Annotated in this window: 10 protein-coding genes; 7 read left to right on the top strand and 3 right to left on the bottom strand. The window is 59.8% G+C overall.

Annotated features, from left to right (window positions below; genetic code table 11):
* Positions 1–248 precede the first annotated feature (248 nt).
* From HNR03_RS13475 to HNR03_RS13450, 6 genes are all read left to right on the top strand, one after another.
* Positions 249–2,282: an ABC transporter permease subunit gene (locus tag HNR03_RS13475; protein ID WP_222590312.1), complete on the top strand. Its 2,034-nt coding sequence runs from the start codon at positions 249–251 to the stop codon at positions 2,280–2,282.
* A gap of 15 nt (positions 2,283–2,297) precedes the next feature.
* On the top strand, positions 2,298–3,968 hold the full coding sequence (pstA, locus tag HNR03_RS13470) for a phosphate ABC transporter permease PstA (protein WP_259154071.1): 1,671 nt from the start codon (positions 2,298–2,300) through the stop codon (positions 3,966–3,968).
* 114 nt (positions 3,969–4,082) lie between these two features.
* Entirely contained in the window at positions 4,083–4,916 is an 834-nt protein-coding gene (pstB, locus tag HNR03_RS13465; RefSeq protein WP_027926300.1) for a phosphate ABC transporter ATP-binding protein PstB, read from the top strand.
* 118 nt (positions 4,917–5,034) lie between these two features.
* The gene (phoU, locus tag HNR03_RS13460) at positions 5,035–5,796 is read left to right on the top strand and encodes a phosphate signaling complex protein PhoU (RefSeq protein WP_090177873.1); all 762 of its coding nucleotides are present in this window, start codon (positions 5,035–5,037) and stop codon (positions 5,794–5,796) included.
* A 167-nt stretch (positions 5,797–5,963) separates the two neighbouring features.
* Complete coding sequence (locus HNR03_RS13455) at positions 5,964–6,923, top strand: response regulator (protein WP_259154070.1); 960 nt, start codon at positions 5,964–5,966, stop codon at positions 6,921–6,923.
* A gap of 200 nt (positions 6,924–7,123) precedes the next feature.
* The gene (locus tag HNR03_RS13450) at positions 7,124–8,020 is read left to right on the top strand and encodes a peptidoglycan DD-metalloendopeptidase family protein (protein ID WP_259154069.1); all 897 of its coding nucleotides are present in this window, start codon (positions 7,124–7,126) and stop codon (positions 8,018–8,020) included.
* A gap of 113 nt (positions 8,021–8,133) precedes the next feature.
* On the opposite strand, the gene HNR03_RS13445 is transcribed toward HNR03_RS13450, so the two are convergent.
* The 3 genes from HNR03_RS13445 to phoB all read right to left on the bottom strand — a co-directional run bounded on the left by HNR03_RS13445 (position 8,134) and on the right by phoB (position 11,704).
* Complete coding sequence (locus tag HNR03_RS13445) at positions 8,134–9,474, bottom strand: hemolysin family protein (protein WP_222589065.1); 1,341 nt, start codon at positions 9,472–9,474, stop codon at positions 8,134–8,136.
* 123 nt (positions 9,475–9,597) lie between these two features.
* Positions 9,598–10,884, bottom strand: a complete 1,287-nt coding sequence (gene phoR / locus HNR03_RS13440; RefSeq protein WP_259154171.1) for a phosphate regulon sensor histidine kinase PhoR — start codon at positions 10,882–10,884, stop codon at positions 9,598–9,600.
* A 130-nt stretch (positions 10,885–11,014) separates the two neighbouring features.
* Positions 11,015–11,704, bottom strand: a complete 690-nt coding sequence (gene phoB / locus HNR03_RS13435) for a phosphate regulon transcriptional regulator PhoB (protein ID WP_007896474.1) — start codon at positions 11,702–11,704, stop codon at positions 11,015–11,017.
* Between the two features lie 153 nt (positions 11,705–11,857).
* On the opposite strand from phoB, the gene HNR03_RS13430 reads away from it, so the two are divergent.
* A complete protein-coding gene (locus HNR03_RS13430; protein ID WP_222589063.1) occupies positions 11,858–12,241 on the top strand; it encodes a hypothetical protein in 384 nt (127 codons plus the stop codon).
* Positions 12,242–12,334 lie beyond the last annotated feature (93 nt).

Below are 12,334 nucleotides of genomic sequence, written 5' to 3'. Positions count from 1 at the left end.
TGAATGATCTGGCCAATTCCACCATGACTACGAATCCCCCCAAGCGAATTGACTTCAATACGCCTGAGCTGCAACGCAAGCGCCGCATCCGCGCGCTCAAGGATCGCCTGACCCGCTGGTATGTCCTCGTGGGCGGCCTCGCCGTTCTCGGTGCGATCACGCTGATCTTCTTTTTCCTCGCTTACGTTGTCGCGCCGCTGTTCCAGGGTGCCAGTTTGACCGCCAAAGACGCCATCACGCCCGCCTGGATGCAAGACGCCGGCAAGCCGTTGATGATCTCGCTGGAAGAGCAGAACCAGGTCGCCATGCGGGTTTCCGAAAAGGGCCAGGCATTATTCTTCGACATCGACAGTGGCGCTGAACTCAAGCGCGTCGATCTGCCGATCCCGGCCGGCACCACGGTCACCTCCATCGCTGAAGACCAGCCAGGTCATCCATTGGTGGCGGTCGGCTTGTCCAACGGCCAGGCCCTGGTGTTCCGCCACACTTATAAAGTCAGCTATCCAGACGGCAAGAAGACCATTTCGCCGGCCATCGAATACCCGTACGGCGAAACCCCGATTGCGTTGAACGAGGCGGGTGGTGCGCTGGAGCACGTCAGCCTCAACGCCACCGATACGACGCTGATGCTGGTCGGTTCCACTGGTGCGCAACTCAATGTGCTGTCGCTGACCAGCGAAGAAAACATGATGACCGGCGAAGTCACCAACGAGCAGAAGCGTATCGATCTGCCGCAGATGACTGAAACGGTGAAAAACATCTTCGTCGACCCGCGCCAGCAGTGGCTGTATGTAATCAACGGTCGCGCCCAAGCCGACGTATTCAGCCTGCGCGACAAGAGCCTCAATGGTCGCTACAAGCTACTCGAAGATGGTGAAGCGCAAATCACCGCCAGTACTCAACTGGTGGGCGGTATCTCGTTGATCCTTGGCGACTCCAAGGGTGGCCTGGCCCAGTGGTTCATGGCCCGCGACCACGACGGCGAATTGCGTTTGAAGCAGATCCGCACCTTCCAGATGGGCACCACACCAATCGTTGAAATCACAGCCGAAGAGCGCCGCAAAGGCTTCATCGCCCTCGATGCGTCCGGCAAGCTCGGCGTATTCCACAGCACCGCTCACCGCACCCTGCTGGTGGATCAGGTGGTCGACGGCCAAGGCATCTTCGGTCTGTCTCCACGGGCCAACCGCGTGATCGTGGAAGCGGGCGGCAAGATTCAACCGCTGTTGCTCGACAACCCGCACCCGGAAGTGTCCTGGAGCGCGTTGTGGAGCAAGGTCTGGTACGAAAACTACGACGAGCCTAAATACGTCTGGCAATCGACCGCCGCCAACACCGACTTCGAACCCAAGCTGAGCCTGTCGCCGCTGACCTTCGGTACGCTGAAAGCCGCGTTCTACGCGATGCTGCTGGCCGCGCCTTTGGCTGTTGCTGCGGCGATCTACACCGCTTACTTCATGGCTCCGGGCATGCGCCGCAAGGTCAAGCCAGTGATCGAGCTGATGGAAGCAATGCCAACAGTGATCCTCGGTTTCTTCGCCGGCCTGTTCCTCGCGCCGTATGTAGAAGGGCATTTGCCGGGCATCTTCAGCCTGTTGATGCTGGTGCCGATCGGCATTCTGGTGGCCGGTTTCATCTTCAGCCGCTTGCCTGAATCCGTCCGTCTGAAGGTGCCGGATGGCTGGGAAAGCGCGATCCTGATCCCAGTGATTCTGTTCGTGGGCTGGCTCTCGCTGTACATGAGCCCGTACATGGAAACCTGGTTCTTCGGTGGCGACATGCGCATGTGGATCTCCCACGACCTGGGCATCACCTACGACCAGCGCAACGCTCTGGTAGTGGGCCTGGCCATGGGCTTCGCGGTGATTCCGAACATCTACTCCATCGCCGAAGACGCCGTGTTCAGCGTGCCTCGTGGCCTGACGCTGGGCTCCCTGGCCCTCGGCGCCACGCCGTGGCAGACCATGACTCGCGTGGTGATCCTCACCGCCAGCCCGGGGATCTTCTCGGCACTGATGATCGGCATGGGCCGTGCGGTCGGGGAAACCATGATCGTGCTGATGGCCACCGGTAACACCCCGGTCATGGAAATGAACCTGTTCGAAGGCCTGCGCACCCTGGCGGCCAACGTTGCGGTGGAAATGCCGGAGTCGGAAGTCGGCGGCAGCCATTACCGCGTGCTGTTCCTCTCGGCGCTGGTGCTGCTGTTGTTTACCTTCGTCATGAACACCCTCGCGGAACTGATTCGTCAGCGTCTGCGCAAGAAATACTCGTCGCTTTAAGAAAGGTAGAAGTCTGTGAAACAGAACTCCCTGAAAGGATGGTTCAAGAGCGGCGCCCCCGGCGTCTGGATCAGCGGTGGCGCGGTGTCCATCGCGGTCATCATGACCATTGGTTTGCTGGCGGTGATTGCCGTGCGCGGTCTGGGCCACTTCTGGCCGGCAGACCTGGTGCACGCCAATTACGACGTGCCGGGCCAGGCCAATCACCTGGTGATCGGCGAAGTGGTGCAGAAGGAAGAAGTGCCACGCGAGCGCCTGAAAACCGCTGGCCTGCCGGTGCCCGATCAGGGCCCCGAGTTCATGACCCGCGAGCTGATCAAGGTCGGTAACCGTGACCTGAACGGCAACGACTTCACCTGGATCGTCGGCGAGTGGCTGACCAACCAGAAGACGCCACCCGAGCTGATGACCATCGAGCGTCGCGAGTGGGGCAACTTCTACGGCTACCTGGTCAACGTCAAACAGGACGGCAAGGTCATCGCTGAAGGCGAAGCCGCATGGCCTGAGTTGCAGGCCCGTGTCGATCGCGTGAACAAGCTGGCCGCACAGCTCAAGAGCCTGGAAAAAACTGACATCGGCGCGATCAACGCCGGTCTGGAGCGGGTCCGCCTGCACGGTCGCAAACTGGAACTGGCCGGCCAGCTCGACGCCACGGCGCAAGCAGACATGGAGTCCGAGCGTGCCGAGCTGAATGCTCGTTATCAAGACATCGAAGCACGCCTGAACGACCTGCATGCCCAGTTCAACCGCGACAGCCTCACGGCCCGCGATGCGAACGGCAAAGAGATCGAGATCGGCATCGGCAAAGTGGTTCACGCCTACCAGCCGAACGCCATGAGCACCTTCACCAAGGTCGGCTTCTACTTCAGCAAGGTCTGGGAATTCCTCAGCGACGATCCGCGTGAAGCGAACACCGAAGGCGGGATCTTCCCGGCGATCTTCGGCACCGTGATGATGACCTTGATCATGGCGATGATCGTGACCCCGTTCGGCGTGCTGGCGGCGGTTTACCTGCGTGAATACGCCAAGCAGAACGTGCTGACCCGGATCATCCGTATCGCGGTGAACAACCTGGCGGGCGTTCCTGCCATTGTTTACGGCGTGTTCGGTCTGGGCTTCTTCGTCTATGTACTGGGTGGTTCGGTTGACCGGATGTTCTTCCCTGAAGCCTTGCCGGCGCCGACCTTTGGTACGCCGGGCCTGCTTTGGGCGTCCTTGACCCTGGCGCTGCTGGCGGTGCCGGTGGTGATCGTGGCCACTGAAGAAGGCCTGGCGCGAATTCCCCGCACTGTGCGCGAAGGCTCGTTGGCCCTCGGCGCGACCAAGGCTGAAACCTTGTGGAAGATTGTGCTGCCGATGGCTAGCCCGGCGATGATGACCGGCATGATCCTCGCCGTGGCGCGCGCCGCGGGTGAAGTGGCGCCGCTGATGCTGGTCGGTGTGGTGAAACTGGCGCCGTCGCTGCCGGTGGACGGCAACTACCCGTACCTGCACCTGGACCAGAAGATCATGCACCTGGGCTTCCATATTTATGACGTCGGCTTCCAGAGCCCGAACGTCGAAGCCGCGCGACCGCTGGTGTACGCCACGGCGTTGTTGCTGGTGCTGGTGATCGCCACGCTTAACTTGTCGGCCGTCTACATCCGTAACCACTTGCGCGAGAAGTACAAAGCGCTGGATAGCTGATTGATAAGCCACGAGCGGCAAGCTACAAGCGGCAAGAAAATGCTGCTCGCCGCCTTTGCTCAAAACTTGCAGCTTGCAGCTTGAAGCTTGCAGCTACGAACGGAGTGAGACCCCATGCAGCACGAAACACATACCCACGGCATCAACATGTCTGCCCTGGGCCGCGACAAACAGAGCCTGAGCCTTGAACAGGAAACCGTGGCCATCGAAGTGCCGGGCCTGAGCCTGTTCTATGGCGAGAAGCAAGCGCTGTACGACGTCAGCATGAACATCCCGAAGCAGCGCGTGACCGCCTTCATCGGCCCGTCCGGCTGCGGCAAGTCCACGCTGCTGCGCACCTTCAACCGCATGAACGACCTGGTCGACGGCTGCCGTGTCGAAGGCGCGATCAACCTCTACGGTAACAACATCTACCGTAAAGGCGAGGACGTGGCTGAACTGCGTCGTCGCGTCGGCATGGTGTTCCAGAAGCCGAACCCGTTTCCGAAAACCATCTACGAAAACGTGGTTTATGGCCTGCGCATCCAGGGCATCAACAAGAAACGCATCCTCGATGAAGCCGTCGAGTGGGCGTTGAAAGGCGCAGCATTGTGGGACGAGGTCAAAGACCGTCTGCACGAGTCGGCACTGGGCCTGTCCGGTGGACAGCAGCAACGTCTGGTAATCGCCCGCACCATCGCCGTGGAGCCGGAAGTGCTGCTGCTCGACGAACCGTGCTCGGCACTCGACCCGATCTCCACACTGAAAGTCGAAGAGCTGATCTACGAATTGAAATCGAAGTTCACCATCGTCATCGTGACCCACAACATGCAACAGGCCGCGCGGGTGTCTGACTACACGGCGTTCATGTACATGGGCAAACTGGTGGAATTCGGCGACACCGACACCCTGTTCACCAATCCGGCGAAGAAGCAGACCGAAGACTACATCACAGGGCGGTACGGCTAGCCGTACAGCTGCAAGCCGCAAGTTTCAAGCGGCAAGAAAGAAGCGGTGCGATATCAGGACTTACATAACTGCTTGAAGCTTGCAGCTTGAAGCTTGCAACTTTCGCGGAGCGAAACAGATGATTAGTAAAGAAGGCCTTACCCATCACATTTCTGCGCAGTTCAACGCCGAGCTTGAGGAAGTGCGCAGCCACCTCCTGGCCATGGGCGGGCTGGTGGAAAAGCAAGTCAACGACGCGGTGACCGCGCTGATCGAGGCCGATTCCGGCCTGGCACAGCAAGTGCGTGATATCGATGACCAGATCAACCAGATGGAACGCAACATCGACGAAGAATGCCTGCGCATTCTGGCCCGTCGTCAGCCTGCGGCGTCTGACTTGCGCCTGATCATCAGCATCTCCAAATCGGTGATCGACCTGGAGCGTATCGGTGACGAAGCGACCAAGATCGCCCGCCGTGCCATCCAGTTGTGCGAAGAAGGCGAAGCGCCGCGCGGTTACGTCGAGGTGCGCCACATCGGCGACCAGGTGCGCAACATGGTGCGCGACGCGCTGGACGCCTTTGCCCGCTTCGACGCTGACCTGGCGTTGTCGGTGGCACAGTACGACAAAATCATCGACCGCGAATACAAGACCGCGCTGCGCGAGCTCGCCACTTACATGATGGAAGACCCGCGCTCTATCTCGCGGGTCTTGAGCATTATCTGGGTGCTGCGTTCGCTGGAACGCATCGGCGACCACGCGCGCAACATCTCGGAATTGGTGATCTACCTGGTGCGCGGCACCGACGTGCGTCACCTGGGCCTCAAGCGCATGAAAGAAGAAGTTGAAGGCACAAGCGGCGAAACCGCTAATGTTCCGGGCAAAGCTGACGATAAGTAAGACTGCCCAAGAAAAACGCCCGGTCCTTTGGCCGGGCGTTTTTGTATGGGGTTGACGACTTTAAACGCAGCACCCGCGAACGAAAAGTCCCGGCGTGACTGAAGGTTTTTGGCAATGTGCCATCAGTAAGACGGTATGCTTGCCGGGATTTTTTCGAGGGGTGGTGGATGAGCAAGATCAGTGTGTTGGTGGTGGACGATGCGGCATTCATTCGCGACCTGGTAAAGAAGTGCCTGCGTAACTACTTCCCCGGTATCCGGACCGAAGATGCCATCAACGGCAAAAAAGCTCAGGCCCTGCTGGCCAAGGAAGCGTTCGACCTGGTCCTGTGCGACTGGGAAATGCCCGAAATGTCTGGCCTGGAACTGCTGACCTGGTGCCGCGAGCAGGACAACCTCAAGACCATGCCTTTCGTGATGGTGACCAGCCGTGGCGACAAGGAGAACGTGGTTCAGGCGATTCAGGCCGGCGTTTCCGGCTACGTCAGCAAGCCGTTCACCAATGAGCAACTGCTGACCAAGGTCAAGCAGGCGCTGAACAAGGTCGGCAAGCTGGACGCCTTGATGAGCGGCGCGCCGACCAAAATGAACTCGGCGTTCGGCAACGATTCCCTGAGCGCGTTGACTGGCGGCAAGGCTGCCGTAGTCGCGCCTGCAGCGGCACCGGTCAACCCGTTCGCCAAACCTGCGGCCGCCGCCGCGCCAGCCCCGGCCCCGGCGGCTGCTGCATCCCGCGGTCTGCTCAATAGCCCGCCGATCAAGCCTGCAGCGTCCTCCGCAGCGCCAGCTAGCGGTCGTGGCCAGGGTCAGTTGCGTCTGCCGAACGGCATTCAACAGTGCGTGATCAAGGCCTTGAGTCTCAAGGAAGCACTGCTGGTCGTGAAGCGCACCGACACCCTGCCGCAAGTGCTCGACAGCGCCGTGCTCGACCTCGAGCAGGGCGATAACGCCGAAACCGCCCGCCTTAACGGCTACTTGCACGCCATCGTCGCTCACGAGCAGAAACCCGACAGCGAATGGCTGCAACTGACCTTCCGCTTCGTCGATCAGGATGCGCAGAAGCTCGATTACATCTCCCGCTTGATAGCACGTGGTACGGCACAGAAGCATTTCGTACCGGGCGCATAATCCGTACCGCTGATCGTTCCCACGCTCTGCGTGGGAATGCCTCCCGGGACGCTCCGCGTCTGCTTCGGTGGGACGCGGAGCGTCCCTTGCTGCATTCTCACGCAGAGCGTGGGAACGATCATTTGAAACATCTGCCGACGACTCGGGTCCATTGCAGCTGCTAGGCTCCTCCCAGGCCTTACTCGACAGACTCTTTGCCCATGCTCGCGCGCCTGCTGTTTTTCTGTGGTCTTTTCATGGCCTCCACCTCGGCTGTGGCCATGACGATCTACAAGTCCAAAGACGCCAATGGCGTGGTCTCCTACAGCGACCGCCCCAGCCAGGGCGCCCAGGTGTTCGTTTTTCGAGATCGCATGGACGAGCACCTCGAGCGCCAGGTTTATCTGGACATCAAAAAGCAGAAGGGCGCGGACAGCGTGTTCGTGCGCAACGATCTGTATGCGCCCGTCGAGATCGAGTTGAGTTTCGCCGGGCTGAGTAATGTCAGTGGCGCACCGAGCCGGCCGATCCGTCGGGTGATGCCGGCCCGCAGCAACCTTCGTCTGGCGCTGCTCACGGCGACGCAGCCTGGAAGACCGCTGGCGTATACCCCAAGGTTCGAATATTCCCTGGGCGATCCCTCAGGCGCCGCCATGGCCTATCGATACCCATTGCCCTGGCGCGGCGGACCGTTTCGCCTGAGCCAGGGCGCCAATGGCCAATACAGCCATTTCGGCGCCAAGAATCGTTACGCCATGGACATTGCCATGCCCGAAGGCACGCCGATCATTGCGGCGCGGGGCGGAGTGGTGGTGAAAACCGAGAATGCCCAGACCGGGCGCGGCACCGATCCATCGGGCAACTTCGTGCGAGTGCTGCACGATGACGGAACCATGGGCGTGTACCTGCACCTCAAGCAAGGTTCGGTCAGCGTTCGAGAAGGGCAGCGAGTGTCGGTGGGCAGTGCGCTGGCGTTGTCGGGCAATACCGGCAACAGCAGCGGGCCGCACCTGCATTTTGTGGTGCAGCGCAATACGGGGCTGGGGTTGGTGTCGATTCCGTACCAGTTCAATCAACCGGTCGGGTCGTTGCCCAACTTTGCGTTGGGCAAGCAATGATGGGTTGCCTGTCCTGACGCCATCGCGGGCAAGCCCGCTCCCACAGGGTTTACGTCGTCCTTGTGGGAGCGGGCTTGCTCGCGATGGGGTCGACCCGGTTTCGGATCAGTGCATCAATCGAGCATCAACACCTTGGCCAGAATGATCTTCGGCCCTTTCATCTTCTTGATGATGATCCGCAGTCCTTCGACTTCCAGCACTTCTTCCTCTTCCGGCACCCGTTTCAGGGTTTCGTAGACCAGCCCGGCGAGGGTTTCGGCTTCGACGTGGTCCAGGTCTATGCCCAGCAGGCGTTCAACCTTGAACAACGGCGTGTCACCGCGTACCAGCAATTTACCCGGCTGGTAGGCGAGGATCCCGCGCTCCGCCTTGCGGTGTTCGTCCTGAATATCGCCGACCAGCACTTCCAGCACGTCTTCCATGGTCAGGTAGCCGATGATGTTGCCATCGGCCTCTTCAACCAGCGCGAAGTGCGAGCCGCCCTTGCGGAACTGCTCCAGCAGCTGCGACAGCGGCATGTGCCGAGACACGCGCTCCAGCGGGCGGGTCAGCTCGGCGAGGTTGAACGATTCGGGAATGTGGTCCAGGGCCGCCAGTTCCAGCAGCAGATCCTTGATGTGCAGCAGGCCGACGAACTCCTGACGGTCGCTGTCGTACACCGGATAACGGCTGAATTTGTGGCGACGGAACATCGCCAGGATTTCCTTGAGCGGTGCGTTGAATTCCAGCGTCACCAGGTCTTCCCGGGAGTTGGCCCAGTCGACCACTTCCAGCTCGCCCATTTCCACGGCGGACGCCAGCACACGCATGCCTTGGTCGCTCGGGTCCTGGCCACGGCTGGAGTGCAGGATCAGTTTCAGTTCTTCACGGCTGTAGTGGTGCTCGTGATGGGGGCCGGGTTCACCCTGGCCAGCGATCCGCAGGATGGTGTTGGCGCTGGCGTTGAGCAGGTAAATCGCCGGGTACATGGCCCAGTAGAACAGGTACAGCGGCACGGCAGTCCACAGCGACAGCAACTCGGGTTTGCGGATGGCCCAGGATTTCGGCGCGAGTTCGCCGACGACGATGTGCAGGTACGAGATGACAAAGAACGCCGCAAAGAACGACACGCCTTTGACCACTTCGGCCGACTGCACGCCGACAGCTTCAAGCATCGGTTCCAGAATATGTGCGAACGCGGGTTCACCGACCCAGCCAAGACCCAGCGAGGCGAGGGTAATACCCAGCTGGCACGCCGACAGGTAGGCATCGAGCTGACTGTGAACGGTGCGCAGGATGTGTCCGCGCCAGCCGTTTTTCTCAGCGATGGCCTCGACCCGGGTCGAGCGCAATTTGACCATGGCAAATTCCGCCGCAACGAAAAATCCGTTGAGCAAAACCAGGATCAGAGCAAAAAGAATCATGCCGAAGTCGGCAAAGAGTGTCGCGAGGGTCAAGCCAGGGGAAGGGTCCATGATGGAGTTTTGCGGTTTCCGTGTATTCGAAAGGAAAGAAAAAAGTGCACCTGAAAGGCAGGCACAAGTCAGCCAATGTAGCGGCTGACCGGGCGATTGCCTAGGGGGGAGTGCTGGCCGGTATCAGTCAGCAGCACTGATGACCCGGGATTTGGTGACCTGGACCGGCGCGAAATGGCAGGTAAACGTGCTGCCATGCCCCGGCACGCTGCTGATTTCCATCCGCGCGCGATGTCGTAACAATACGTGTTTGACAATCGCCAGGCCGAGACCGGTGCCACCGGTGTTGGAATTGCGACTGGAATCGACGCGGTAGAAACGTTCGGTCAGGCGCGGCAGGTGCTTACTGTCGATACCGATCCCCGAATCCTGCACGCTCAGGTGCGCACCTTGCTCGTCACCCCACCAGCGAATGCGGATGTTGCCATCGGCCGGCGTGTATTTCACCGCGTTGAACACCAGATTGGAAAACGCGCTGCGCAACTCAGCCTCGCTGCCCTTGAGCAGAATCGTCGGATCGGCTTCCAGGGTGATGCGCTGGTTTTTCTGACCGGACAACTGCTGTGCATCGCCCTTGATCGATTGCAGCAAGCCTTCGATGGCCACGGGCTGGTTGTCCGAGGGGTAATCGGTGGCTTCCAGTTTGGCCAATAGCAGCAAGTCGTTGAGCAAGGTCTGCATGCGTCCCCCTTGCTGCTGCATTTGCTGCAGGGCACGGGTCCAGCGCGGGTTCACTTCCTCGACGTTGTCGAGCAAGGTTTCCAGGTAACCGCAGATGACCGTCAATGGCGTACGCAACTCGTGGGAAACGTTGGCGATGAAGTCTTTGCGCATCTGTTCCAGCTGATGGATGCGCGTCACGTCGCGCACCAGCATCAAGTGTTCGTTGTTGCCGTAACGGGTGATGTACAACTGAATGCGCAGGCGATCGTTGGTCGGTGAAGGGATTTCCAGCGGCTCGGCGTAGGTGTCCTGCTCGAAATATTCCTTGAAGCGCGGATGGCGCACCAGGTTGGTGACCGGCTGGCCACTGTCTTGCGGTGTCTTGAGGCCGAGCAGGGTTTCGGCGGCGCGGTTCCACCATTCCAGGTTACCGTCGCTGTCGAGCATGATCACCGCGTCTTTCAGCGCAGCCGTGGATTCCTGGACGCGGTCGATCACCGCTTGCAGGCGCCCGCGTACCCGTTGGTCACGGCGTTGCAGGTGATAGATGCTGTCGAACACTTCGCCCCACAAGCCATAACCGTCGGGCGGTGCCTCATCGGGTTTGTGCAGGCGCAGCCATTCGTGCAAGCGCAGCAGTTGCTTGAGGGTCCAGCCCAGGTAAATGCCCAATCCTGCCGCTAGGCTCCAGCCGTAGTAGCCGGTCATCAAACCGATGACCAGGCAGCCGGTGACCAGCAACAGCATGTGACGGATCAGGGTGCCATGCCAGTTTTGGTTCACGGGGCGTCCTTAACGCAGCTTCCAGTTTCAAGATGCAAGCCGCAAGTTAGAGCGGCTGTGCTTGCCGCTTATAGCTTAAAGCTTGCCGCTGCTTCTATGCTTTGGTGGAAAAGCGATAACCGGTGCCGCGCACGGTTTGTACCAGATTTTCGTAGGCATCGCCGAGGGCTTTGCGCAGGCGACGGATGTGCACGTCGACGGTACGTTCTTCGACGTAGACGTTGCCGCCCCAGACCTGATCCAGCAACTGGCCACGGGTGTAGGCGCGTTCCTGGTGAGTCATGAAAAATTGCAGCAAGCGGTATTCGGTCGGGCCCATCTCGGCGGGTTTGCCGTCGATGGTCACGCGGTGGCTGATCGGGTCCAGCAGCAGGCCACCGACTTCGATCGGTGCTTCGCCATCAGTCGGGCCGGCGCGGCGCAGTACGGCTTTGAGGCGCGCCACCAGTTCACGCGGTGAAAACGGTTTGGTGATGTAATCGTCGGCGCCGACTTCCAGGCCCTGAATCTTGTTGTCCTCTTCGCCCTTGGCCGTGAGCATGATGATCGGGATGTCCCCGGTCAGCTCATCGCGCTTGAGGCGGCGGGCCAGTTCGATACCAGACGTGCCCGGCAGCATCCAGTCGAGCAGGATCAGGTCCGGCTTGCGGTCGACGATGATGGCATGGGCCTGCTGCGAGTTTTCCGCCTCCAGGCAGTCATAGCCGGCCATTTCCAACGCAACGGCGATCATTTCGCGGATGGGCGCTTCGTCGTCGACGATCAGAATGCTCCTGCCAACCATGCCTTTAATCCTCTTGTCATTTAACTGTCTTGCGCCGCATTAGATAACGGAATTATTGCAGTCGTGTGACAACAATTTAGCAGCCCGGCGATTGTCATGATCCTGAACTAAGCTCTAAGTCCGAATCCTGACAACCACAAAAGGAAGGTTTCCATGAGTCAATACACGTTCTCCCTTAAGGCTTTGATGTTGGCCGCTGTCCTTGCTTTGCCAACAATGGCCTTCGCTGCCGAACCCGCCATGATGAAAGACGGGATGATGGTGGATCACAAAGGCATGACCGTTTATACGTTCGACAAGGACGCTGGCGGCAAGTCAATGTGTAACGGTGATTGCGCTAAAAACTGGCCGCCAATGATGGCTCCGGCGGGTGCCAAGGCCGAGGGCAAATGGACCGTCATCAAGCGTGATGACGGCACGATGCAATACGCTTACGACGGCAAGCCGCTGTACACCTTTGTGAAGGACGAAAAGCCTGGAGAAATGAAAGGTGATGGCATGAAAGACGTGTGGCATGTGATGCGCGAGCATAAGTAAATGATTCACTGAAACCGTAAAAAGATCGCAGCCTGCGGCAGCTCCTATAGGACGTAAATATCAGGAGATGTCACGGGCTGCGATCTTTGCGCT

It is taken from the genome of Pseudomonas sp. JAI111 (assembly GCF_024809425.1).
Taxonomy (GTDB): domain Bacteria; phylum Pseudomonadota; class Gammaproteobacteria; order Pseudomonadales; family Pseudomonadaceae; genus Aquipseudomonas.
The sequence above is the reverse complement of the archived record's forward strand: the minus strand, read 5'-3'. Positions and strand labels throughout refer to the sequence as shown.

Excerpts from the sequence above, each read along its gene's own strand:
- HNR03_RS13475 (WP_222590312.1), top strand. The coding sequence starts at position 249 with ATGCAAGACGCCGGCAAGCCGTTGATGATCTCGCTGGAAGAGCAGAAC.
- pstB (WP_027926300.1), top strand. The coding sequence starts at position 4,083 with ATGCAGCACGAAACACATACCCACGGCATCAACATGTCTGCCCTGGGC.
- phoU (WP_090177873.1), top strand. The coding sequence starts at position 5,035 with ATGATTAGTAAAGAAGGCCTTACCCATCACATTTCTGCGCAGTTCAAC.
- HNR03_RS13455 (WP_259154070.1), top strand. The coding sequence starts at position 5,964 with ATGAGCAAGATCAGTGTGTTGGTGGTGGACGATGCGGCATTCATTCGC.
- HNR03_RS13450 (WP_259154069.1), top strand. The coding sequence starts at position 7,124 with ATGCTCGCGCGCCTGCTGTTTTTCTGTGGTCTTTTCATGGCCTCCACC.
- HNR03_RS13445 (WP_222589065.1), bottom strand. The coding sequence starts at position 9,474 with ATGGACCCTTCCCCTGGCTTGACCCTCGCGACACTCTTTGCCGACTTC.
- phoR (WP_259154171.1), bottom strand. The coding sequence starts at position 10,884 with ATGCTGTTGCTGGTCACCGGCTGCCTGGTCATCGGTTTGATGACCGGC.
- phoB (WP_007896474.1), bottom strand. The coding sequence starts at position 11,704 with ATGGTTGGCAGGAGCATTCTGATCGTCGACGACGAAGCGCCCATCCGC.
- HNR03_RS13430 (WP_222589063.1), top strand. The coding sequence starts at position 11,858 with ATGAGTCAATACACGTTCTCCCTTAAGGCTTTGATGTTGGCCGCTGTC.